The sequence below is a fragment of the Caulobacter sp. FWC2 genome, assembly GCF_002742625.1.
Classification (GTDB): domain Bacteria; phylum Pseudomonadota; class Alphaproteobacteria; order Caulobacterales; family Caulobacteraceae; genus Caulobacter.
Genome location: NZ_PEBF01000001.1, coordinates 5,216,433 through 5,237,885, shown reverse-complemented (window position 1 = coordinate 5,237,885; position 21,453 = coordinate 5,216,433). Strand labels below are relative to the sequence as shown.

23 protein-coding genes are annotated in these 21,453 nt (G+C 67.4%); 5 read left to right on the top strand and 18 right to left on the bottom strand.

Annotation, left to right across the window (positions count from 1 at the left end):
* Nucleotides 1-5 precede the first annotated feature (5 nt).
* The 9 genes from ybeY to CSW62_RS24705 all read right to left on the bottom strand — a co-directional run bounded on the left by ybeY (nt 6) and on the right by CSW62_RS24705 (nt 6,381).
* Nucleotides 6-473, bottom strand: coding sequence for an rRNA maturation RNase YbeY (gene ybeY, locus CSW62_RS24745; protein ID WP_199170695.1), 468 nt, complete (start codon nt 471-473; stop codon nt 6-8).
* Between the two features lie 36 nt (nt 474-509).
* Nucleotides 510-1,454 (bottom strand): PhoH family protein, encoded by a 945-nt coding sequence (locus CSW62_RS24740; protein ID WP_199170474.1) that lies wholly within the window; start codon nt 1,452-1,454, stop codon nt 510-512.
* Nucleotides 1,451-2,803: a tRNA (N6-isopentenyl adenosine(37)-C2)-methylthiotransferase MiaB gene (miaB, locus tag CSW62_RS24735; protein ID WP_099575203.1), complete on the bottom strand. Its 1,353-nt coding sequence runs from the start codon at nt 2,801-2,803 to the stop codon at nt 1,451-1,453. The genes CSW62_RS24740 and miaB overlap by 4 nt, the downstream gene beginning before the upstream one ends.
* A gap of 63 nt (nt 2,804-2,866) precedes the next feature.
* Entirely contained in the window at nt 2,867-3,274 is a 408-nt protein-coding gene (locus tag CSW62_RS24730) for a Fur family transcriptional regulator (RefSeq protein ID WP_099575202.1), read from the bottom strand.
* A gap of 43 nt (nt 3,275-3,317) precedes the next feature.
* Complete coding sequence (rimI, locus tag CSW62_RS24725) at nt 3,318-3,770, bottom strand: ribosomal protein S18-alanine N-acetyltransferase (RefSeq protein ID WP_099575201.1); 453 nt, start codon at nt 3,768-3,770, stop codon at nt 3,318-3,320.
* Nucleotides 3,767-4,414, bottom strand: coding sequence for a tRNA (adenosine(37)-N6)-threonylcarbamoyltransferase complex dimerization subunit type 1 TsaB (gene tsaB / locus CSW62_RS24720; RefSeq protein WP_099582110.1), 648 nt, complete (start codon nt 4,412-4,414; stop codon nt 3,767-3,769). Before tsaB ends, rimI begins: the two co-directional genes overlap by 4 nt.
* A 3-nt stretch (nt 4,415-4,417) precedes the next feature.
* Nucleotides 4,418-5,059 carry a DUF1131 family protein gene (locus tag CSW62_RS24715; RefSeq protein ID WP_099582109.1) on the bottom strand — a complete coding sequence of 214 codons (642 nt, stop codon included), beginning with the start codon at nt 5,057-5,059 and terminating at the stop codon, nt 4,418-4,420.
* Nucleotides 5,060-5,134: 75 nt separating this feature from the next.
* On the bottom strand, nt 5,135-5,722 hold the full coding sequence (locus tag CSW62_RS24710; RefSeq protein WP_099575200.1) for a malonic semialdehyde reductase: 588 nt from the start codon (nt 5,720-5,722) through the stop codon (nt 5,135-5,137).
* 80 nt (nt 5,723-5,802) lie between these two features.
* Nucleotides 5,803-6,381 carry a NifU family protein gene (locus CSW62_RS24705; protein ID WP_099575199.1) on the bottom strand — a complete coding sequence of 193 codons (579 nt, stop codon included), beginning with the start codon at nt 6,379-6,381 and terminating at the stop codon, nt 5,803-5,805.
* Between the two features lie 146 nt (nt 6,382-6,527).
* Between CSW62_RS24705 and CSW62_RS24700 the strand changes: the two genes are divergently transcribed.
* The gene (locus CSW62_RS24700; RefSeq protein ID WP_099575198.1) at nt 6,528-7,796 is read left to right on the top strand and encodes a cytochrome P450; all 1,269 of its coding nucleotides are present in this window, start codon (nt 6,528-6,530) and stop codon (nt 7,794-7,796) included.
* A 52-nt stretch (nt 7,797-7,848) separates the two neighbouring features.
* On the opposite strand, the gene CSW62_RS24695 is transcribed toward CSW62_RS24700, so the two are convergent.
* The 6 genes from CSW62_RS24695 to CSW62_RS24670 all read right to left on the bottom strand — a co-directional run bounded on the left by CSW62_RS24695 (nt 7,849) and on the right by CSW62_RS24670 (nt 13,901).
* On the bottom strand, nt 7,849-8,340 hold the full coding sequence (locus CSW62_RS24695; RefSeq protein WP_099582108.1) for a universal stress protein: 492 nt from the start codon (nt 8,338-8,340) through the stop codon (nt 7,849-7,851).
* Between the two features lie 48 nt (nt 8,341-8,388).
* The gene (trpS, locus tag CSW62_RS24690) at nt 8,389-9,450 is read right to left on the bottom strand and encodes a tryptophan--tRNA ligase (protein WP_099582107.1); all 1,062 of its coding nucleotides are present in this window, start codon (nt 9,448-9,450) and stop codon (nt 8,389-8,391) included.
* Nucleotides 9,451-9,546: 96 nt separating this feature from the next.
* Complete coding sequence (locus CSW62_RS26680; RefSeq protein ID WP_199170743.1) at nt 9,547-9,594, bottom strand: hypothetical protein; 48 nt, start codon at nt 9,592-9,594, stop codon at nt 9,547-9,549.
* A 32-nt stretch (nt 9,595-9,626) separates the two neighbouring features.
* Nucleotides 9,627-11,273 carry a murein biosynthesis integral membrane protein MurJ gene (gene murJ, locus CSW62_RS24685; protein ID WP_099582106.1) on the bottom strand — a complete coding sequence of 549 codons (1,647 nt, stop codon included), beginning with the start codon at nt 11,271-11,273 and terminating at the stop codon, nt 9,627-9,629.
* A gap of 1,025 nt (nt 11,274-12,298) precedes the next feature.
* Entirely contained in the window at nt 12,299-12,835 is a 537-nt protein-coding gene (thpR, locus tag CSW62_RS24675) for an RNA 2',3'-cyclic phosphodiesterase (RefSeq protein WP_099582105.1), read from the bottom strand.
* Between the two features lie 13 nt (nt 12,836-12,848).
* Complete coding sequence (locus CSW62_RS24670) at nt 12,849-13,901, bottom strand: aldo/keto reductase (RefSeq protein ID WP_099582104.1); 1,053 nt, start codon at nt 13,899-13,901, stop codon at nt 12,849-12,851.
* Nucleotides 13,902-14,122: 221 nt separating this feature from the next.
* Here CSW62_RS24670 and CSW62_RS24665 point away from each other — a divergent pair, with 221 nt between their 5' ends.
* Entirely contained in the window at nt 14,123-14,875 is a 753-nt protein-coding gene (locus tag CSW62_RS24665; protein WP_099582103.1) for a Bax inhibitor-1/YccA family protein, read from the top strand.
* Between the two features lie 119 nt (nt 14,876-14,994).
* Nucleotides 14,995-15,339 carry a hypothetical protein gene (locus CSW62_RS24660; protein ID WP_233206773.1) on the top strand — a complete coding sequence of 115 codons (345 nt, stop codon included), beginning with the start codon at nt 14,995-14,997 and terminating at the stop codon, nt 15,337-15,339.
* A 66-nt stretch (nt 15,340-15,405) separates the two neighbouring features.
* Here the strand turns inward: CSW62_RS24660 and CSW62_RS24655 are convergent, their stop codons facing one another.
* From CSW62_RS24655 to acnA, 3 genes are all read right to left on the bottom strand, one after another.
* Nucleotides 15,406-15,753 (bottom strand): DUF2794 domain-containing protein, encoded by a 348-nt coding sequence (locus tag CSW62_RS24655; protein ID WP_099582101.1) that lies wholly within the window; start codon nt 15,751-15,753, stop codon nt 15,406-15,408.
* A gap of 550 nt (nt 15,754-16,303) precedes the next feature.
* The gene (locus tag CSW62_RS24645) at nt 16,304-17,035 is read right to left on the bottom strand and encodes a thioredoxin family protein (RefSeq protein WP_099582100.1); all 732 of its coding nucleotides are present in this window, start codon (nt 17,033-17,035) and stop codon (nt 16,304-16,306) included.
* Between the two features lie 171 nt (nt 17,036-17,206).
* On the bottom strand, nt 17,207-19,897 hold the full coding sequence (acnA, locus tag CSW62_RS24640; RefSeq protein ID WP_099582099.1) for an aconitate hydratase AcnA: 2,691 nt from the start codon (nt 19,895-19,897) through the stop codon (nt 17,207-17,209).
* A gap of 183 nt (nt 19,898-20,080) precedes the next feature.
* Between acnA and ccmA the strand changes: the two genes are divergently transcribed.
* Complete coding sequence (gene ccmA / locus CSW62_RS24635) at nt 20,081-20,695, top strand: heme ABC exporter ATP-binding protein CcmA (RefSeq protein WP_099582098.1); 615 nt, start codon at nt 20,081-20,083, stop codon at nt 20,693-20,695.
* Nucleotides 20,692-21,357, top strand: coding sequence for a heme exporter protein CcmB (gene ccmB / locus CSW62_RS24630; RefSeq protein WP_099582097.1), 666 nt, complete (start codon nt 20,692-20,694; stop codon nt 21,355-21,357). Before ccmA ends, ccmB begins: the two co-directional genes overlap by 4 nt.
* Nucleotides 21,358-21,453: the final 96 nt, after the last annotated feature.

Genomic DNA, 21,453 nt, shown 5'->3' with positions numbered 1-21,453 from the left:
CCTTGTCAGCGCCCCTCTTCATCGCCGGCATAAGGGTCCGGAACGTCCAGACCCGCCAGGATTTCGCGCTCGAACGATTCCATGGCTTCCGCCTCTTCGTCGTTCTCGTGGTCATATCCTAGGAGATGAAGCACGCTGTGCGCCACCAGATGTTGCAGGTGGTGGGCCAGAGACTTGCCTTGTTCGGCCGCTTCGCGCGCGCAGACGCCATAGGCCAGGGCGATGTCGCCGATCTGGCCCTCGGGATTGGCTTCCGGATTTTGGGGCGAGGGGAAGGACAGGACGTTGGTCGCATAGTCCTTCTGGCGGAAGTCGCGGTTTAGGGCCTGAACGCTGTCATCATCGGTCAGCAGGATCACGATCCCCTGGCCCTCGATGTCCTCGTGCGCGTCGAGCACAGCCTGGGCCGCGCGCCAGACCAGGGCCTCGGTATCCGGCTCCGCCCTGGTCCAGGCCTCGTCTTCGATCTCGATGTCGACGGTGATGGTCATTTAGAGGAGCGTACTCACTTACCGGGGCGTGCTTTGGGCCGCGTCGGCGTCATAGGCTTTCACGATCCGCTCGACCAGCGGATGGCGCACGACGTCGGCCGAGGTGAAGCGCGACACCGACACGCCCTCGACCCCTTCCAGGATCGAGACGGCATGGGCCAGGCCCGAATCGCGAGGATTCAGCAGGTCGACCTGGGTCGGGTCGCCGGTGACCACCATGCGGGCCCCCTCGCCGATGCGGGTCAGGACCATCTTCATCTGCAGGCGCGAGCAGTTCTGGGCCTCGTCGACGATGACGAAAGCGTGGGCCAGGGTGCGGCCGCGCATGAAGGCGATCGGGGCGACCTCGATCTCCAGCTTCTCGCGGCGGCGACGCAGCTGGTCCGCGCCCATGATGTCGGTCAGGGCCTCCCAGACCGGGGCCATGTAGGGGTCGACCTTCTCGTTCAGGTCGCCCGGCAGGAAGCCCAGCTTTTCGCCCGCCTCGACGGCGGGGCGGGTAACGATCAGGCGATCGACCTCGCCGCGCATCAGCATGCCGGCGCCGTGGGCCACGGCCAGGAAGGTCTTGCCCGTCCCGGCGGGACCCAGGCCAAAGCTCAGCGGGTAGGTGGCCATGGCCTCCATGTACCGCGCCTGGCCCTTGGTCTTGGGCGAGACGCTACCCTTGCGCACCGCGCGGGGCGAAGCCTGGCCGCCCGTCTCATGCGCCGAGCCGATGGCGATGCGCGCGTCGGCCTCGACCACCTCTTCGCCAGCGTCGGCGCGAGCGGCCAGGGTCTGCAGCACCCGCTTGGCGCCGGTGCGGCCGCGCGCGTCGCCGGTAATGGTTACGCCACCGCCTGGGGTCTCGATCAGCACCTTGAAGGCGTCTTCGATCAGGGCGGCGTGACGGCCCGACGGGCCGGTAACGGCGACGACGGCGTCGTCGGACAGCGGCATGAACTCAGGCGTACGGCTCAAGCGGTCTCCAAAGCGGACTGGGTTTCGAGCACACCACCCAAGCTCATCTTGGCGGCGCTCTCGATGCGGACAGGCACGATCATGCCGATCAGGCTTTCAGGGCCCTCGGCATGCACGGCTTGCAGATATGGGCTGCGACCCACGATCTGGCCAGGGTGGCGGCCCGACTTCTCGAACAGCACCGGCATGACCTTGCCCACCTGGCTGGCGTTGAAGGCGCGCTGCTGCTCGTCCAGCAGCTGGTTCAGGCGCTCCAGGCGCTCGGCCTTGACCGCCTCGTCGACCTGGCCGGGCATGGCCGAGGCTGGCGTGCCCGGGCGGCGCGAATATTTGAACGAGAAGGCCGAGGCGAAGCCGACCTCGCGGACCAGCTCAAGCGTCTTTTCGAAATCGCCGTCGCGCTCGCCGGGGAAGCCGACGATGAAGTCGCCGCTCATGGCGATGTCCGGTCGCGCGGCGCGGATCTTCTCGATCAGCTTCACATAGCTCTCGGCCGTGTGATCGCGGTTCATGGCCTTGAGGATCTTGTCCGATCCCGCCTGCACCGGCAGGTGGAGGTAGGGCATCAACTCCGGCAGCTCGCCGTGAGCCTCGATCAGGTCCTCGCCCATGTCGCGCGGGTGGCTGGTCGTGTAGCGGATGCGGTCAAGACCATCGATCTTGGCCAGCTCGCGCACCAGCTTGGCCAAGGTAGAGCCGTCGCCATCATAAGCGTTGACGTTCTGGCCCAGCAGAGTGACCTCGCGCACGCCCTTGCCGGCCAATTGCTTGGCCTCCTCGACAATGTCGTTAACAGGCCGCGACCACTCGCCGCCGCGCGTATAGGGCACCACGCAGAAGGTGCAGAACTTGTCGCAGCCTTCCTGCACGGTCAGGAACGCGGTGACCCCGGTCACGTGGCGCTCGGCCGGGAGGGCGTCGAACTTCTCGTCGGCGGCGAAGTCGGCGGCCAGGCGCTCACCGGTCGCGCGGTGGGCGCGGGCGATAAGCTCCGGCAGCTGGTGATAGGCCTGCGGACCGACGACCAGATCGACCGCCTTCTGGCGATGCATGATCTCCTTGCCCTCGGCCTGGGCCACGCAGCCGGCCACGGCGATGGTCATGCGACCACCGTCCTGCGCCTTGCGATCCTTCATCTGCTTGATGTAGCCGAGCTCGGAATAGACCTTCTCGGTCGCCTTCTCGCGGATGTGGCAGGTGTTCAGCACCACCAGGTCCGCGCCTTCCGGATCATCGACCACGCCATAGCCCAGCGGGCGCAGGACATCGGCCATGCGCTCGCTGTCATAGACGTTCATCTGACAGCCGTAGGTCTTGATATAGAGGCGCTTTTGCGGGGTCTCGCTCATGCGCGAGGTTATGGGGTCACGCGGCCCCGGGCGCAAGTTCGTCAGGGTCACACCCGCGACCGCTCAGTCCTCGAGCGGAATGCCGTAGAGCTCCAGACGGTGGTCGATCAGCTTGTAGCCGAGCTTGCGGGCGATCGCGTTCTGAAGCGCCTCGATCTCCTCGTCCACGAACTCGACGACCTTGCCGGTCTTCATGTCGATCAGGTGGTCGTGGTGATGGTCGGGCGTCTCTTCATAACGCGAGCGGCCGTCACGGAAGTCGTGGCGCTCGATGATGCCGCTTTCCTCGAACAGGCGGACGGTGCGGTACACCGTGGCGATCGAGATGTGCGGATCGATGGCGTGGGCCCGGCGGTGCAGCTCCTCGACGTCCGGATGGTCGTCGGCCGACGACAGCACGCGCGCGATCACGCGGCGCTGGTCCGTCATGCGCATGCCTTTTTCGATACAGGTCTTTTCGAGTCGATCCACGGCGGAGCTCCGTCTGAGTCGCGGCAAGATAGGCGGTCGGCCCTTAAGTGTTAAGCGCTCGCCGCATGACAAGCGCGTCCTTGGCCCCATCTGGATGGGGATAATAGCCCTTGCGCAGGCCGACCTTGGCGAAACCGGTCGTCTGGTAGAGGGCGATGGCCGCCAGATTGTCGGCGGCGACCTCCAGGAACATGGCCTCGGACCCGGTCTCGGCGGCGATTCCGGCGGCGATTTCCACCAGTGCGGCGCCCCAGCCGCGACGGCGGGCGGCCGGATCGACGGCGATGGTCAGGATCTCGGCCTCGCCGGCGATCGAGCGGCACAGGATGAAGCCCTTGGCCTCGGCCGGTTCGCCAGCCTCGCCCAGCACCGCGAACGCGCCCGGGGATTTCAGCAGGTCGTCGAACTCCAGCGCCGTCCAGGGCCGGTCGAAGGCCTTGTCGTGGATATCGGCCAGATCGAAAGAGGCCTCGGGCCCAACGGGACGCAGGTTCATGCTTCGGCTTGAGCCGTGGGCAGCGTCGCATAGGGCGCGCGCAGATAAAGCGGACGTGGCGAATGGGTCGGAGCGAGCTTGGCGGCGGCCAGGCGGGCGACGGCGACCGGATCGGGGGAGACAGGCGTCAGGACGGTCGCGTGGCCCAGCGCGTCGGACAGCAGCGGCGCGCCAGACCCGATCAAGGTCGCCGGTCCGCCGGAATAGAGTTCGGCCAGCCGTGCCGCGGCTTCGCCGAGGCCCAGGGCGTCCGGGGCCATCAGTGAAACGCCGTCGGCGAAGCCCTGGATATAGACTTGGCTCATCCGCGCATCGATCACGGCCGCGACGAAGCCCTTGGTCCCGTAGGCCAGGCTCTCCAGCGTATTGACCCCGACGCACGGGATCGACAGCGCCGTGGCCAGGCCCTTGGCGAAGGCAAGGCCGACGCGCAGGCCGGTGAATGAGCCGGGACCAACCGTAACGCCGATGCGGGTGAGGTCGGTAAAGGCCACACCCGCATCGGCGGCGGCTTCCCGCGCCAGGACGCCGATGCGCTCCTGGTGGCCGCGGGTCATGGCTTCGCTCCGCACGGCCAGCACGCGCTCGCCGTCCAGCACGGCGACCGAACTGGCGCCGAGGCAGGTGTCGATCGACAGGATCATGGATCAGCCGGCGCCGACGACCGCGCCCTCGGCCGGACGCCAGATCAAGCTGTTCAACTGGCCCTTTGCCTTCAGGGTCGCCTCGGGCGGAACGGTCTTGCCCGTATAGCCGGGGACGCCGAACACGTAGGAGACGTTCGGGGCCTCGGGGCGCACGCAGATGGTCTGGTTGATCTCGCGACCCTCGCCGGCGCGGCACTGGTCGACGGCGAAGCCGAGATCGGCCCACTTTGCCAGCAGCTGTTCGTCCTTGGGGCCGCGAGCGTCGCCGGCCTCGACGCGGACATAGGCGATCTCGGCCTCATCGTTCTTGCCGATCTCGGCCAAGGGGACGTTGTCCTGCTCGACATTGATGATCGGCTGAGGCGGACCCTCGCCGAAGTGCAGGAAGGCGCTGTCGACCTTGGCCTTCGGGAACAGCACCTTCAGCGTGGCCAGGTCGAAGGCGACCGAGCCATTGATCGGACCGACGCCGTCGTTGCTGATCTTCAGCGGGCCGCCGACATAGGGCGCGATGGCGACGTGGACGGGAGCTTTCGCGCCAGTCTCTGCGGCGGGCGCCGTGGCGGCCTCGTCCTTCTTGGCCGGCCCGCAGGCGGCGAGCAGCACGAGCGGGAGGGCGAGGAGAGTGTGGCGGAGGGTCATCCGGGCGTTTTAGCTCGATGCCCCTCCGCCGTCACCCAACCTGTCGGCAAAGCCGACAGAGGCTGTCACTTAAAGTCAGAGAATCTTCGCCGCCTCGTCGAAGGTCAGGCGCGGGTTGCGTGGGAACAGGCCCTCGTCCGTACCGTGGCCGATCGAGACGATGAAGTTGCTCTTGATGTTCGTGCCCGCGAAGAACTCGGCGTCGACACCGGCATTGTCGAAGCCCGACATCGGACCAGCGTCCAGGCCAAGGGCTCGAGCGCCGAGGATCAGGTAGCCGCCCTGCAGCGAGCTGTTGCGCAGCGCGCCCCATTCGCGGGCCGTCACGTCGCTGAACCAGTCCTTGGCGCCCGGGGCGTGCGGGAACAGCTTGGGCAGGGTTTCCGGAAAATCGAGGTCGTAGCCGACGATCACCGTCACCGGCGCCTGCAGGATCTTAGGCGCGTTCGAGCCCGACGCGAGCTTGGCCAGGCGCGCCTTGGCTTCCGGCGAGGTCAGGAAATAGAACCGGGCCGGGCTGGCGTTGGCGGCCGTCGGGCCAAACTTCACCAAGTCGTACAACGCGTGCAGGGTCTCTTCCGGCAGTGGGGTCGGGTCCCAGCCGTTGCGGGTGCGGGCTTCGGTGAACAGCTGGGCGAGCGCGCCGTCGTCGATCTTGGCCATGATGGATCCTTCGGAAGGCTATCTGTAACTCTATGGGTTACGATATAGCCGCCCGCGCGACGGGATCAACCCTTCGCGCTTCAGAGCGTCTGCTCGACCCGCGTCACTTCCGGCACATAGTGCTTGAGCATGTTCTCGACGCCGGCCTTCAGGGTCGCCGACGAGGACGGGCAGCCCGAGCAGGCGCCGCGCATGTGCAGCCAGACCACGCCCGTCTGCGGCTCGAAACGGGAGAAGACGATGTCGCCGCCGTCCTGGGCCACGGCCGGACGGATGCGGGTGTCGAGCAGTTCCTTGATCTCGGCGACGATCTGCGCCGTGTCCTCGTCATAGACACCGTCTTCGTCGTGGCCGCCCTCGGCGCCGGAGGCCTGGTCCAGCATCACCGGCCGGCCGCTGGTGAAGTGGTCCATGATGGCCGCCAGGATCGGCGCCTTCAGGTGAGGCCACTGGGCGTCCTCGCCCTTGGTGACGGTCAGGAAATCGGGACCTAAGAACACCCGCGAAACGTCGCCGAGTTCGAACAGGGCCTTGGCCAGCGGCGAGACGTCGCCCTCTTCCGGGGTGCGGAACTCCCGCGCGCCCTCGCCTAGCACTTCGCGGCCGGGCAGGAACTTCAGGACCTCGGGGTTCGGGGTGGTTTCGGTCTGAATGAACATGGCCCTGAAATGGACCTCGCGGCCTCGTGACGCAAGACCGGCCGCCGCGTTCACAAGACGGTAGACCGGCGAATTTTAAAAGTGACACAGGCGTCATTTTCTGGCGGTATGGCGGCATAACAATGGTCCGCGGGAGGATCCTGAAGATGAGCGATGGTTCGGTTGACCTGAAGGAAGCCGCGCGGGCTGAAGCCTACGCGATGCCCCTGGAAGACATCCACGTGGCCAGCCCGGCCCTGTTCCAGGCCGACGCCATGTGGCCCTATTTCGAGCGGCTTCGGAAAGAAGACCCGGTCCACTGGTCGAAAGGCGACGAGGAGACCGGTCCCTACTGGTCGATCACCCGCTACAACGACATCATGACCGTCGACACGACGCACCAGGTCTTCTCGTCGGACGCGCACCTGGGCGGCATCACGATCCGGAACTTCGACGAGGACTTCGTCCTGCCGATGTTCATCGCCATGGACCAGCCCAAGCACGACATCCAGCGCAAGACGGTCAGCCCGATCGTCTCGCCGCAGAACCTGGGCCGCCTTGAAGGCGTCATCCGCGAACGGGTCTGCCAGATCCTGGATACGCTGCCGATCGACGAGCCGTTCGACTGGGTCGACAGGGTTTCGATCGAACTGACCACCCAGATGCTGGCCACCCTGTTCGACTTCCCCTGGGAAGAGCGCCGCAAGCTGACCCGCTGGTCGGACGTCGCCACCGCCTCGCCCGAGAGCGGCATCATCGAGAGCGAGGACGCCCGCCGCGCCGAACTGCTGGAGTGCCTGGGCTACTTCACCAATCTGTGGAACGAGCGGGTCAACCAGACCGAGCCGGGCAACGACCTGATCTCGATGCTGGCCCACGGCGAGGCCACCCGCGACATGCCGCCGATGGAGTATCTGGGCAATGTCATCCTGCTGATCGTCGGCGGCAATGACACCACACGCAACTCGCTGACCGGCGGCCTCTACGCCCTGTCGAAGAACCCGCAGGAAGAAGCCAAGCTGCGCGCCGACCCGACCCTGATCCCCAACATGGTCTCGGAGATCATCCGCTGGCAGACCCCGCTGGCCCACATGCGCCGCACGGCGCTGGAAGACTTCGAGCTGTCGGGCAAGACCATCAAGAAGGGCGACAAGGTCGTCATGTGGTACGTCTCGGGCAACCGCGACGACACGGTGATCGAGAACGCCGACGCCTTCATCATCGACCGGCCCCAGGCCCGCCGCCACCTGTCGTTCGGCTTCGGCATCCACCGCTGCGTCGGCAACCGCCTGGCCGAGATGCAGCTGAAGATCGTCTGGGAAGAGATCCTCAAGCGCTTCCCCCGGATCGAGGTTCTGGAGGAGCCCAAGCGGGTCTATTCGACCTTCGTGAAGGGCTATGAGCGGATGATGGTCCGGATCCCGGAGCGCAACTGATCTGTTTTGACGCCTCCTGACGCCAAACCGGCGGCCACTTTGGCGGGAGGCGTCACGCTAACGCCTCGATCTCGGCGTCGGTGAGGTCCCCCGGCACGACGGTCACCGGCAGCTTGCGGCCCGCGAAGCCGACGCCGTCCTTGGCGATGGCGGAGATCAGCGGGCCGGGGCCACGGCCGGCCGTCGAGGTCGCCAGGATCAGGATCTTGATGGCCGGATCGGCGGCGATGACCTGCTTCAGGGCCGTGCGGACGCTGTCGGCGTGCTTGATGATGAACTCGGGCGGCAGGCCGGTGGCGGCGACCACCTGACCGGCGAGGCTCTGCAGCAAAGCCTCGGCCTCCTCGCGCTCCTGGCGTTCGATCTCCTCGCGCACGCCGCTCCAGTGCTCGAACTCGGCGGGCGAAATCACCTTCAGCAGCGCCACATGACCGTTGGTCGAGCGGGCGCGGCGGCAGGCGTATTTCAGCGCCGCCGCGAACTCCGGCGAGTCATCGGCGACGACGAGGAACTTGCGGCGACTAGATGAAGCGGCGTCGGTCATGGCCAGACAGAACGCCGCTTCACCGCCAACCTCAAGCCCCCCGGAATCTCAAGCCCCCCAGAAGCCGACCAGCTTCTTGACCTCGGCCAGGGTCGGGGCGGCGGCCTCGGAGGCCTTGGCCGCGCCCTTGGCCAGGATCGCGTCCAGCACCGCCGGATCGCCCAGCAGGCCGCGCATCTTGTCGCCGACCGGGGCCAGCTTCTCGACCGCCAGCTCGGCCAGGGCAGGCTTGAAGGTCCCGAAGCCCTTGCCGGCGTATTCGGCCAGCACCTCGGCCTTGGTCTTGCCGGCCAGGGCCGCGAAGATGCCGACCAGGTTGTCGGCCTCGGCGCGGGCGGTCAGCTCTTCAAGGGTCTCGGGCAGCGGCTCCGGGTCGGTGCGGGCCTTCTTGATCTTGCCGGCGATTGTGTCGGCGTCATCGGTCAGGTTGATGCGCGAATAGTCCGACGGATCGGACTTGCTCATCTTGGCCGAGCCGTCGCGCAGGCTCATCACCCGCGCGCCCGGCCCCTGGATCAACGGCTCGGGCTGCGGGAAGAAGGCCGGCGCCCCGCCCGGAACGCCGAAGTCGTGATTGAACTTGCCGGCGATGTCGCGGGTCAGCTCCAGGTGCTGCTTCTGGTCCTCGCCCACCGGCACGTGGGTGGCCTTGTAGACCAGGATGTCGGCCGCCTGCAGCACCGGGTAGGTGTAGAGGCCCACCGAGCTGCGCTCCTTGTGCTTGCCGCTCTTCTCCTTGAACTGGGTCATGCGGTCCAGCCAGCCGAGGCGGGCCACGCACTGGAAGATCCAGGCCAGCTCGGCGTGCTCGCGCACCGCCGATTGCGGGAAGATCGTCGCCTTGTCCGGGTCCAGGCCCGAGGCGATGTAGGCGGCGGCGATCTCGCGGGTCTGCTGGGCCAGCAGCGCCGGATCCTGCCAGACGGTGATGGCGTGCAGGTCGGCCACGAAGATGAAGGTGTCGATCTCGTGCTGCAGGCGGGAGAACTTCACCAGCGCGCCGAGATAGTTGCCCAGGTGCAGGGCGCCCGAGGGCTGGACGCCCGAGAGCACGCGGGCAGGACCCGTATAGGCGGCGGGGCCCGAAGGGACGGGAGCTTGGTCGGTCATGGCTTCAGCCTTGCTGGCTAGGATTTGGGCTGTCGAATTCGAAGAGGTTGGCGAGCGCACGGAGGCGCGAACCGCGTGGAAACGCGGGGATCAAAGTCAGAATGAGCCGCGCCATCGCGGCGCGAGGAGACCGATCGGAGCCATGCCCCGCTGGTTAGCCTCCCCGCCGCCACGGATCAAGCCTTGCCCCGCCGCAGGACCGCCTTCAGCTCGGCCGGCTTGACGCCGCCGAACAGGAACAGCAGCGGCGGATAGACCGCCGCGCCGGCCAGGCAGGTGATGGCCAGGGCGAACTCCTTGGCGCCGATGGCGTGGCCGGTCAGCCCCAGGCCGCGCAGCGGCGCCTCGATCAGGTCGCGATAATGCGCCGCGCCGGCCAGCAGCAGACCCATGCCCAGGCTGGCGGTCAGGATCCGCGCCAAGCGCGACCAGGTCTGCGACGAGGGGCCATAGTCCTTCTTGGCCGACAGCGCCCAGGCCATCTGGCCGACATTGATCCAAGAGGCGATGGCCGTGGCCGCCGCGATGCCCTTGACCCCGACCAGCTGGAACAGCACCACGCCGAAGACGATGTTCACGGCCACCGAGATCAGGGCGAAGCGCATCGGGCTCTTGGTGTCGCCGCGTGCGAAGAAGGCCCGCGAATAGAGCTGTTGCAACACGAAGGCCGGGGTGCCCAGGCCGTAGAAGAACAGGGCCGCCGCCGTCTGGCTGGCGTCGAAGGCGGTGAACTGGCCGCGCGTATAGAGGCCGTCCGACAGGAAGCCGGGCATGGCGATCAGGGCCGCCGCGGCCGGCAGGGTCAGGGCCATGGCCAGGGTGATCCCCTGGTCCATGGCGCTCTGGGCGTCGTCGCGATCGCCCGAATGCACGGCCCGCGACAGGCGCGGCAGCAAGGCCACCCCGATCGCCACGCCCACCAGGCCCAGGGGCAGCTGGTAGAGGCGATCGGCAGTGGCCAGCCAGGTTCGGCCGCCGGGCACGTGGCTGGCCAGGTTGCCGGAGATGAAGATGTTGACCTGGGTGGCGCTGGCCGCCAGGGCCCCGGGGATGGCCTTGCCGATCAGCTCGCGCACTTCCGGCGTCAGGCGCGGCAGCCGCCAATGGACCTGGGCCCCGGACTTGTTGACGCCCCAGGTCAGCAGCGCGGCCTGGGCGACACCCGCCACCACGACGCCGATCGAGCCCCACTGGGCCGCGCCCACCGCCGTGGTCTGGGGCAGGATGAAGGCCAGGGTGCACAGGTTCAGCAGGATCGGCGCGCCGGCCGACAGGATGAAGCGGTCGCGGGCGTTCAGCACGCCCGACAGGTGGGCCACGATCGCCATGCATGGCAGATACGGCATGGTGATCTGGGTCAGCAGCACCGCAAGCTTGTACTTCTCGGTGCCCCAGCCGAAGCCCGGGCTGATCAGCATCATCAGCCACGGCATGGCCAGCTGGCAGACGACGGTGATCAGGATGGTCGAGGCCGCCAGGGTCGCCATGGCGTCGGCGGCGAGAATGTCGGCCTTCTCCTCGCCGTCGCGCTGCAGCGACTTGGCGTAGGCCGGCACGAAGGCCGCCGCGAAGGCGCCCTCGGCGAAGAACCGGCGGAACAGGTTCGGGAACGCCAGGGCTGCGTTGTAGGCGTCGGCGGCCGGGGTGGCGCTGGCCCCCATCCGGTAGGACACGGCGAGATCGCGCGCGAAGCCCATGAACCGACTGACCAGGGTCAGGCCCGAATAGATCGCCGACGACTTGAGCAAGCCACCCTTCTTGGGCGCCGGGGGTGGCGCGGGCGGGATGTCTTCGGCGGGAGCGGCGGGGATGGTGTCGGTCACCTGCGGCTTCTGGGGTCTCGGGCGAAGGGCGTCAAGGGTGGGCTTTTTACGCCCCCTTTCCCCTTGATGGGGGAAGGGTCGGGGATGGGGGTGACTGCTGAGCTGGACGCCGTGCGCGGCATCGACCGCCGTGGTCACCCCCACCCCTGCCCCTCCCCCATCCAGGGGGAGGGAACGTGACTATGCTGCCTCGCGCCTGAATGGCTGCGAGTGGGTTGGGGAGGCGACGGAGCGGCCGGGCGAACCCGGGGACCGTTTGGTTTGTTGTGTTTCGGCTCGCAGACCGCTCCGCCAGGTTGTTCTTGCCCGTGAGGATGGGGGGCGTGAGCGTATTTCAGCTCGGGACCCCATTTGCCCCCGGACGGGCGCGGACCAAGTCGATCGGCTACATCCGTCTCGACCCCGACGATCCACGATAGGCGGCTTGTACGATCACCGCCCTGTCGCTCCGCTGATGGCTTGAACCCCGAAGACTGCCCGTTCGCCAACCGATCTGCCTAAAGAGTACAGACGGGGCGACTTTCGAACCTCCGGGAACCGCCAGCGGCCCCGCTCAACCTACCCCCGCCGCCGTCTTGGGCCGGATCCAAACGCCCTCCCCCGCGACGGGGACAGCTCTGAGTATCGGGGCGGATTCAACGCCGATGATGCAGGGGCGCGAAAAAGTGGGAAGCGGTTGATTTCGTGGGGTTCGATCTCGCCAACGCCGGGGATAGAGCCCCGCCAATCCCCGCGAGGGCGCCTTTTGAAACCCTCTCTCTTTGAGAGAGGGAGGGGCCCACGCCTGCGGCGTGGGAGGGTGAGAGGTTACACCCTCTCCGGACAAGGCGCTGACGAAACGCGCGGCGGAACGGTCCAGGCTTCACCGGCCAACAGTGAAACCTCTCACCCTCCCACCGCTACGCGGCGGGCCCCTCCCTCTCTCAAAGAGAGAGGGTTTCCGGTGGGCGATCCCACCCTTCTCGAACAATCAGCATGTCCGATCTTGGTGATGGCGATGGCCCCAGCGATCACCACCCCAACCCTCACCCCAGCGGGTATTCCCGCTCCAGCCGGTAGGCCGAGCCTTCGCTGGTTTGCCAGCTGGAATAGAGGCCGAAGCGATCGACCGGGAAGGCCGGCGAGCGCAGCAGGTTGTTGGTCTGGATCCAGGCCCCGACCTCCTGGACCGAGGCGCGCTTCAGATAGGCCAGGGTGACGTGGGGCGTGTAGAGCCGGCTCTCGGGCTTGAGCCCTACTGATCGCGCGGCGCTCTCGTTGGCCTTCGCCAGGCGGCGCAGCGGCGCGCTGTCCTCGACCCCGGCCCAGACGGCGTGAATGTCGGCGCCCTCGCCGAAGTGGCCGGCGCGGGTCAGCTCCAGGTCGAAGGCCGGCGCGGCGATCTCCGCCAGCGCCTCGTCCAGCTCGGCCGCCACCGGCTCCTGCACGTCGCCGATGAACTTCAGCGTGATGTGGAACGCCTCCAGCGGCCGCCAGCGCGCGCCCTCGATCCCATGCTGGCGCGAGAGCAGACCCTGGCCGATCTCCGGCGGGATGGCGACGGCGGTGAAGAGGCGGATCATGCGGGGATAACGCCTACGGGCAGGGGTTCGGCTGGCGGGCGTGGATGTCGTTGACGGCCTTTTCCAGCTCGTCGGTCCAGGCCAGGTCAAAGGCGTCGATATTGGTCTTCAGCTGGGCCATCGAGGTGGCGCCGATGATCGTGGCGGTCACGAACGGGCGCGCGTCGCAGAATTTCAGCGCCAGCTGGGCCGGGTCCAGGCCGCTCTCCTTGGCCAGGGCGACATAGGCGCGGAACGCTTCGACCGCGCCCGGTCCCTCATAGCGCTGCATGCGGTTGTAGAGCGCCTTGCGCGAGCCCTCGGGCAGGCCGCCATCCAGGTACTTGCCGGTCAGCTGACCCTGGGCCAGCGGCGAATAGGCCAGCAGGCCGACCTGCTCGCGCATGGCGATCTCGGCCAGGCCGAACTCGAACGTGCGGTTGGCCAGGTGATAAGCGTTCTGGATCGAGGCGATGCGCGGCAGGCCTTTTCCTTCGCTCTCGGCCAGGAACTTCATCACGCCCCAGGGGAACTCGTTCGAGACGCCGACATGGCGGATCGAACCCTTCCTCACGTGGGCGTCCAGCGCCTCGAGGATGTCGCCGAACGCTTCGAAGTCCTGCTCGTAGTCGCGGTAGGACTGGCCGCCGAACACCCGCACTTTCCGGTCGGGCCAGTGCAACTGGTAGAGGTCCAGATAGTCGGTCTTCAGGCGGCGCAGGGAGCCCTCGACGGCCTCGTCGATCTGGGCGCGGGTGTGGCGGGTGGTCGAGCCGTCCTTGCGCATCCACGTCAGGCCGCCGAAGGCCGCGCCCTGGCCGGCGACCTTGGAGGCCAGCACGATCTCGTGGCGCTTCCCGGTCTTTTCCAGCCACGTGCCGATATACTGCTCGGTGCGGCCCTGCGTCTCGGGGCTGGGCGGGCTGGCGTACATCTCCGCCGTGTCCCAGAAGTTGACGCCGCGCGACAGCGCGTAGTCCATCTGTTCGTGAGCCTCGGCCTCGGTGTTCTGCGAACCCCAGGTCATGGTGCCCAGGCAGCAGCGCGAGACCGAAACGTCCGTGCGGCCGAGTTTGGCGTACTCCATGGGCGAGCCCCTCTTTTGCCCTATTGGGCGGCTTCTTTGGGAAAGCTTTCTAAGGGCTGCCGTCGCGTCACCGCAAGGCGCGTCGATCAAGGCCGCAGTGGCGCGTGCTTTTCACGAACGCATACCATGAACACTTTCGTGAGGGGATTGCGCGGCCGCCCGAGAGACCCGATATTCGTCAGGCGTCCATCGTGGACGCTCTAGCTCAAGGGCTTACTTCGATGAACGACTTCAACCGCGACTACGCGCGCTCGATCCCGGCGGATCGCGCCGACATGTCGGTTGACGCCGGCCTGCGTACTTTCATGCTCGGCGTCTACAACAAGGTGGCGCTGGGTCTCCTGCTGTCGGCGGGCCTGGCCTTCCTGACCAGCGCCTATGTGCCGGTCGCCAGCCAGCTGTACGTGCTGACCCCCGACGGCCGCCTGGCTGGCTTCACCATGCTGGGCACCATCGTCCGCTTCGCGCCGCTGGCCATGATGCTGGTGGCCATGTTCGCCATGAAGAACCCGACGGCGCGCTCTTCGGGCATCCTCTACTGGGCCCTGGTCGCTTCGATCGGCGCGGGCGCGGGCGTGTGGCTGCTGGCCTATACCGGCGCTTCGGTGGCCTCGACCTTCCTGATCACCGCCATCGCCTTCGGCGGTCTGAGCCTGGTCGGCTACACCACCAAGAAGGATCTGACCGGTCTGGGCAGCTTCCTGATCATGGGCCTGATCGGCCTGGTGCTGGCTTCGCTGGTCCAGATGTTCCTGCATCTGCCGGGCCTGAGCTTCATCATCAGCGTCCTGGGCGTGCTGATCTTCGCGGGCCTGATCGCCTACGACACCCAGCGCCTGAAGATGACCTACTACCAGCTGGGCGGTGAGCAGCAGTCGATGGCCGTGGCCACCAACTATGGCGCGCTGAACCTCTATCTGAACTTCATCAACCTGTTCCAATTCCTGCTCAGCATCCTGGGCAGCCGTCGCTAAGACGGGGATCGGTTTTACGAAACGACGAAGCCCCGGCGGGAAACCGCCGGGGCTTTTTCTTGTGGCTCCGCTGGCTCTTTGACCGGATCGCGCCCACATTGCCTGGGATGGAGACGACGATGATCCGAGCGCTCGCCCTGACCACGGCCCTGATGATCGCCAGCGGCGCCCATGCCGAGACGGTGATCCCGGCCTATCCGCCGGTCGCCAAGGCGCCCAACCTCTCCACGCCGCTGAACCTCAAGCCCGTCGGTCCCGTCGAGCTGCGCTACGCCCAGGCGCGCCCGCCCTTGCCGCGCGGCGTAGCCCGGACGGCGATCGAGCACCGGGAGGGCGGCGTCTCGGGCGGGATCGGGGTTCTGTGCGGCATCCAGCCCAGCGCCGACACCAGCGGGATCGGCACGGCCCGCGGCTACGACAACGACGGCCGCTTCGTCGGCGCCAAGCTGGGCTTCTCGTTCTAGCGATCAGACTTTTACGTTTGACGCGTGGCGGGCGCCGAAACCGCTCACACTTTCGGCTGCCACGCTTCAGTCGACGACCGAGAACTTGCCCTTCTCGAACACCCGCAGCACCTGGGCCAGTTCGTGGCCGCGCTTGAGGATCTGGCCGCCCTGGCCGGTCACCGCCCAGGCGCCCTGCTTGCGCGCCAGGGCCGGACGCTTTTCGACCCGATAGAGCGGCGCCTCGGCCGCATGGCGGAAGATCGAGAAGACGGCGTGGTCGGACAGGCCGGCGATACCGTAGTCGCGCCACTCGCCGGCCGCCACCATGCGGCCGTAGAGGCGCATCAGCTGGTCCAGCTCGCGCCGCTCGAAGAACACGACGCCGCCGCTGCCGGAACCAGAGGGGGGCGCGGATTGAGAGTCCAAGGCCATCGGCGGAATCTAATCCCAAACCGGACGATTGGAACAGCCATGCGCCCCGAAAGCCGAAGGTTCGTGTCACGCCGGTCACGCTCGGCCAAAAAGACACGCTGCCGCCACGCCGCGCCCCGATATGACCTTATTTCGGTCCTTCGCCCGCCTGTTTGCGGGTCGATAAAGTGATTGTCGGCTGATCGGACACCCTGTGGTCCAGGATCCTGAACAGCCCCCCCAGCCCCCCAGATCGCGGGCCGGTCAGCCGACAAACTCTATATCCCCTCCCCCTAATGAGCCCGCGCGGGTCCCCCCCACCGCGCGGGCTTTTTTGCGTTGGCGCCTGTATCAGCCCTGACATGCGTCGCCCCGAAACGACCTTTCTTTGGTCCAGCCCTCGCCCGTTTGAGCCGCGATAAGGGATGGGTCGACGAAGAGCGGACCGGGCTCCTGTCCAGCCCCCCCAGCCCGCCCGGTCACGAGACGCTTCTCGTCGGCATGCAAAGGAACCCGCGTGGCCCGTCCCCTCCGGCCACGCGGGTTTTCTTTTGGCTGAAGTCCGGAGACCTCAGTGTTCGGGGGGAGCGGCTTCCAGCACGCCCAGGATGCGGCCGCCCTTGGCGCCCTGCACCAGGATCACGCTCTCCAGCCCGTCGTCGGCCGTGGCCGGCAGGCGATAGAGCTTGGGCCGGCCGGCCCAAGGGCCCAGCTTGACCAGCTCGCGCACCACGTTGCGGTGAACCAGGGTCTGGCCCTTGTTGTCGCCGCGCTTGACGACGATGTCCTGCTCACGCGGGTCGTAGCGGACCAGCCAGACATCGGCGCCGCCGCGCGGGGCCGGACCTGAACCCACGGCGACGCGCGCCTTGCCGACGAACTGCATGTCCGGCGGATCGATGGGCGAACGCCGGGCGGTCTTGACCAGGTCCTCGACCGCCTCGGCCTTGGCGCCCGAGACCTGGACGCGGCCGCCGACCACCATCTGGGGCGTGGGCACGTCGCGCAGGGCGAACTTCTTGGCGTAGGCGCGCTGGCGTTCGGCGAAGCCCGGCTTGGCGAAGGTGTCCTTCCAGCCGAGATAGTCCCAGTAGTCGACCGCATAGGTCAGGGCCAGCACGCCGTCCTGCTTGGACAGATCCGCAGCCAGCTGGTTGGCCTTGCCGCAGGACGAGCAACCCTGGGCCGTGAACAGCTCGACCACCACCGGAGCCTTCGCGGCCCAGGCGGCAGGCCCCCAAGACAGGGAGATGGCGACGCCGGACAGGGCCAGGGCGAACAGGGAGAGGGCGGCCTTACGCATTGCGGGTCACTTAAGCCAAGAACGCCCGAGATAGCCGTTCACGAGGCCGTGAATAGCATCGGTCCATGGGGAGAAAAGGTGGAGACATCGTTGTCACGCGCTCCGCCAACGAAAACGGCCGACCCCCTAGGGAGCCGGCCGCCTTTTTCCGTGCGCCTGAACGCGCTTCGCTTAGCTGGCCGACTTGGCCAGGTTGCGCAGCACGTAGTTCAGGACGCCGCCGTTCTTGAAGTATTCGAGCTCGGTCGGCGTATCGATGCGGCAGCGGACCGGGAAGCGGGCGATGCGGCCGTCGGTCGGGCGGTAAAGCTCGACGATCAGCTGCTTGCGCGGCGCCAGATCCGTCAGACCACGGATCGAGACGATCTCCTCGCCGGTCAGCTCCAGCTTCTGCCAGCCGTCCTGGACGAACTGCAGCGGCAGCACGCCCATGCCGACCAGGTTCGAGCGGTGGATGCGCTCGAAGCTTTCGCAGATCACCGCGCGGACGCCCAGGAGCTTGGTGCCCTTGGCGGCCCAGTCACGCGACGAGCCGGTGCCGTATTCCTTGCCGCCGAACACGACCGCCGGACGACCTTCGGCCTGATACTTCATGGCCGCGTCGTAGATCGGCATCACTTCACCGGTCGGGAAGTGCTTGGTCACGCCGCCCTCGATCTCCGGAGTGATCTTGTTGCGGATGCGGATGTTGGCGAACGTGCCGCGCATCATGACCTGGTGGTTGCCGCGACGGGCGCCGTAGCCGTTGAAGTCCACCGGCTGGACGCCGTTGTCGATCAGGTACTGACCGGCCGGGCTGGAGGTCTTGATCGAACCGGCCGGGCTGATGTGGTCGGTGGTGATCGAGTCGCCGAACACGGCCAGGATGCGGGCTTCCACGATGTCGGTGACCGGGGTCGGGGTCATCGAGATGTTGGGGAAGTACGGCGGGTTCTGGACGTAGGTCGAGTCGCCTTCCCACGCGTAGGTCTGGCCGCCGGTCACCTTGATGCCCTGCCAGTTCTTGTCACCCTTGAAGACGTCGCCGTAACGGGTGGCGAACATCTTCTCGTTGATGGCCTTGCGCTGCAGGGTCGCGATGTCTTCGTTCGAAGGCCAGATGTCCTTCAGGAAGACGTCGTTGCCCTTCTTGTCCTGGCCGATCGGCTGGGTGGCCAGGTCGATCTTCATCGTACCGGCCAGGGCGTAGGCCACCACCAGCGGCGGCGAGGCCAGGTAGTTGGCGCGCACGTCCGGGTTCACCCGGCCTTCGAAGTTGCGGTTGCCCGACAGCACCGAACACGCGACCAGGTCGGCGTCGTTGATCGTCTTGCTGATGGCTTCCGGCAGCGGGCCCGAATTGCCGATGCAGGTGGTGCAGCCGTAGCCGACCAGGTTGAAGCCGAGAGCATCGAGGTGCTTGGTCAGGCCGGCCTTGGCCAGATAGTCGGTGACGACTTGCGAGCCGGGGGCCAGCGAGGTCTTCACCCACGGCTTGACCTTCAGGCCCTTGGCCACCGCGTTCTTGGCCACCAGGCCGGCGGCGATCAGGACCGAGGGGTTCGACGTGTTGGTGCACGAGGTGATGGCGGCGATGACCACGTCGCCGTGGCCGACGTCGAAGCTCTCACCCTCGACCGGCGCGCGCAGGTCGGGCTGGTCGCTCTTGCCGAACTCGCCGACCAGCGATTCATGGAACTTGTACGAGGCTTCCGACAGCAGGACGCGGTCTTGCGGACGCTTGGGACCGGCCAACGACGGGAGCACCGACGACAGGTCCAGCTCCAGCGTGTCGGTGAAGGTCGGCTCGGCCGTGCCCGGCTCCCACCACAGACCCTGTTCCTTGGCGTAGGCTTCGACCAGGGCGACGCGCTCGGCCGTGCGGCCGGTGCCCTTCAGATAGGCGATGGTCGAGGCCGAGATCGGGAAGAAGCCGCAGGTGGCGCCGTATTCCGGCGCCATGTTGGCGATGGTCGCCTGGTCTTCCAGGGTCAGGTTGGCCAGGGCGTCGCCGTAGAACTCGACGAACTTGCCGACCACGCCCTTCTTGCGCAGCATCTGGGTGACGGTCAGCACCAGGTCGGTCGCGGTCGCGCCTTCCGGCATGGCGCCGGTCAGCTTGAAGCCGATGACTTCCGGGATCAGCATCGGGATCGGCTGGCCCAGCATCGCGGCTTCAGCCTCGATGCCGCCTACGCCCCAGCCCAGCACGGCCAGGCCGTTGACCATGGTCGTGTGGCTGTCGGTGCCGACGACGGTGTCGGGATAGGCGACTTCATCGCCATCGACTTCGTTGGTCCACACGGTCTGGGCCAGGTATTCCAGGTTCACCTGGTGGCAGATGCCGGTGCCGGGCGGCACCACGCGGAAATTGTTGAACGCCGACGAACCCCAACGCAGGAAGCGATAGCGCTCGATGTTGCGCTCGTACTCGCGCTTGACGTTGTCGTCGTAAGCTTTGGGATTACCGAAGTTGTCGACCATGACCGAGTGGTCGATGACCAGGTCGACCGGGTTCAGCGGGTTGATCTTGGCCGGGTTGGCGCCCAGGGCGACCATGGCGTCGCGCATGGCGGCCAGGTCGACGACGGCGGGAACGCCGGTGAAGTCCTGCATCAGCACGCGGGCCGGGCGGAAGCTGATCTCGTGCTCGACCGAGCCCTTGTTCTGCAGCCAGGCGGCGACGGCCTTCAGGTCGTCTTCCGACACCGAAACGCTGTCTTCGTTGCGGAGCAGGTTCTCCAGCAGCACCTTCATCGACACCGGCAGCGACGAAGTTCCGGTCAGACCGGCTTCCTCAGCGGCGCGAAGGCTGTAATAGACGTAAGACTTGTTGCCGACCTTCAGTTCGCGGCGGGCTTTCAGGCTGTCAACAGACGCCATGCTCAAGGATCCTTCTCTGTCCACGGCCGTCCGAAAACCGCTCCCGGGATCACGCGCTGATCGAAGGGGACACACAGGTTCCGCCTCCGCGCCGCGTACCACCCAAAACGACTGGAGGGGGACGACCGCGCGCTTCTTAGCGCCACCTCCGCCGAACGTCCATGTCGCGCGCGGGGTCTTGGCATGTTGAGAGTTGTTCTCATTAAGGAACTGGCGATCGCGCGGGGCGAACGCACGCTGTTTTCCGGCATGAATCTGACCCTTGGCGCCGGCGAGGCGGCGGTGCTGGTGGGCCGCAACGGGGCGGGCAAGACCAGCCTGCTGCGGGCCGTGGCGGGCCTGCTGCGGCCGGTCGAGGGCGCCATCGCCTTCGAGGGCGAGGCCGGACCGATCGAGGCCGACGCCGCGCGCGCCGAACACCTGCACCTGCTGGGTCACCAGGACGGGCTCAAATCCAGCCGCACGGCCTGGGAGGAACTGCGCTTCCAGACCCTGTGGACCGGCGGGACCGAGGACAGCGCCCGCGCCGCGGCCAAGCGCTTTGACCTTAATCGCCTGCTCGACCTGGAAGTCCGCCGCCTGTCGGCCGGCCAGCGCCGCCGTCTGGCCCTGGCGCGGCTGGCGGCCAGTCCGCGCGCGCTGTGGCTGCTGGACGAACCCATGGCCCCGCTGGACGCCGGCCAGCGCGCGGCGTTCGGGTCGGTGATGGCTGAGCACCTGGCCGGCGGCGGCATGATCCTGGCCTCGGTTCACGATCCGCTGCCGATCCCGGCGCGTAGCGTGGAGGTCGGGGCATGAAGGCGTTCGGCGTCCTCCTGCGGCGGGAGCTGGCCCTGGCCTGGGGCAAGGGCGGCGGGCCGCTGCTGGCCCTGACCTTCTATGCCTGCGTCGTCGTGCTGCTGCCGATGGCCTCGGGCCGCGCGCCCGAGCGGTTGGCGGCGATCGCCCCCGGCATCGCCTGGCTGGCCCTGGCCCTGGCGGCGCTGTTGTCGCTGGAGCGCCTGTTCGAGCGCGACTACGAGGACGGGACCCTTGACCTGCTGGCGCTGGGCCCCGCCCCGCTGGAGGCCGTCGCGGTCGCCAAGTGCCTGGCCCAATGGCTGGCCACCGGCGCGCCGCTGGCCCTGGCCGCCCCTGTCGCGGCCCTGATGCTGGGCGCGGACCTCAAGGTCATGCCGCTGCTGGTGCTGTGCGCCCTGGCCGGGGGTCTCGCCTTCGCCTTCCTCGGCGGTCTCGGCGCGTCTCTCGCCCTGGGCAGCAAGCGCGGCGGCCTGCTGGTGGCGGTGATCGTCCTGCCGCTGTTCGCCCCGCCGGTGATCTTCGGGGCCGGGGCGCTGGACGGCTACTCGGCCGGCCTGCCGTGGACCGGCGGGCTGCTGCTGCTGCTGGCCTACTGCGTCGGCGCGATCGCCCTGTCGCCGCTGGCCATGGGCGCGGCTGGTAGGAACGCGCTGGATTAGAGACCTTACACCTCAACCGTCATCCCGCGCTTTATGCGCGGGACCCATGGTTCAGCTTCTACGTTAGAGCTTGAGCTTTCTCTGCACTTGCGGCGG

What these genes read in the sequence shown, in the direction of transcription:
- tsaB (WP_099582110.1), bottom strand. Translation starts at nt 4,414, where the DNA reads ATGATCCTGTCGATCGACACCTGCCTCGGCGCCAGTTCGGTCGCCGTG.
- CSW62_RS24715 (WP_099582109.1), bottom strand. Translation starts at nt 5,059, where the DNA reads ATGACCCTCCGCCACACTCTCCTCGCCCTCCCGCTCGTGCTGCTCGCC.
- CSW62_RS24660 (WP_233206773.1), top strand. Translation starts at nt 14,995, where the DNA reads ATGATCCGAGCGCTCGCCCTGACCACGGCCCTGATGATCGCCAGCGGC.
- trpS (WP_099582107.1), bottom strand. Translation starts at nt 9,450, where the DNA reads ATGACCGACCAAGCTCCCGTCCCTTCGGGCCCCGCCGCCTATACGGGT.
- CSW62_RS24710 (WP_099575200.1), bottom strand. Translation starts at nt 5,722, where the DNA reads ATGGCCAAGATCGACGACGGCGCGCTCGCCCAGCTGTTCACCGAAGCC.
- rimI (WP_099575201.1), bottom strand. Translation starts at nt 3,770, where the DNA reads ATGAACCTGCGTCCCGTTGGGCCCGAGGCCTCTTTCGATCTGGCCGAT.
- ccmB (WP_099582097.1), top strand. Translation starts at nt 20,692, where the DNA reads ATGAAGGCGTTCGGCGTCCTCCTGCGGCGGGAGCTGGCCCTGGCCTGG.
- CSW62_RS24695 (WP_099582108.1), bottom strand. Translation starts at nt 8,340, where the DNA reads ATGACCGACGCCGCTTCATCTAGTCGCCGCAAGTTCCTCGTCGTCGCC.
- CSW62_RS24705 (WP_099575199.1), bottom strand. Translation starts at nt 6,381, where the DNA reads ATGTTCATTCAGACCGAAACCACCCCGAACCCCGAGGTCCTGAAGTTC.
- acnA (WP_099582099.1), bottom strand. Translation starts at nt 19,897, where the DNA reads ATGGCGTCTGTTGACAGCCTGAAAGCCCGCCGCGAACTGAAGGTCGGC.
- CSW62_RS24665 (WP_099582103.1), top strand. Translation starts at nt 14,123, where the DNA reads ATGAACGACTTCAACCGCGACTACGCGCGCTCGATCCCGGCGGATCGC.
- CSW62_RS24645 (WP_099582100.1), bottom strand. Translation starts at nt 17,035, where the DNA reads ATGCGTAAGGCCGCCCTCTCCCTGTTCGCCCTGGCCCTGTCCGGCGTC.
- CSW62_RS24670 (WP_099582104.1), bottom strand. Translation starts at nt 13,901, where the DNA reads ATGGAGTACGCCAAACTCGGCCGCACGGACGTTTCGGTCTCGCGCTGC.
- CSW62_RS24655 (WP_099582101.1), bottom strand. Translation starts at nt 15,753, where the DNA reads ATGGCCTTGGACTCTCAATCCGCGCCCCCCTCTGGTTCCGGCAGCGGC.
- miaB (WP_099575203.1), bottom strand. Translation starts at nt 2,803, where the DNA reads ATGAGCGAGACCCCGCAAAAGCGCCTCTATATCAAGACCTACGGCTGT.
- thpR (WP_099582105.1), bottom strand. Translation starts at nt 12,835, where the DNA reads ATGATCCGCCTCTTCACCGCCGTCGCCATCCCGCCGGAGATCGGCCAG.
- ccmA (WP_099582098.1), top strand. Translation starts at nt 20,081, where the DNA reads ATGTTGAGAGTTGTTCTCATTAAGGAACTGGCGATCGCGCGGGGCGAA.
- CSW62_RS24700 (WP_099575198.1), top strand. Translation starts at nt 6,528, where the DNA reads ATGAGCGATGGTTCGGTTGACCTGAAGGAAGCCGCGCGGGCTGAAGCC.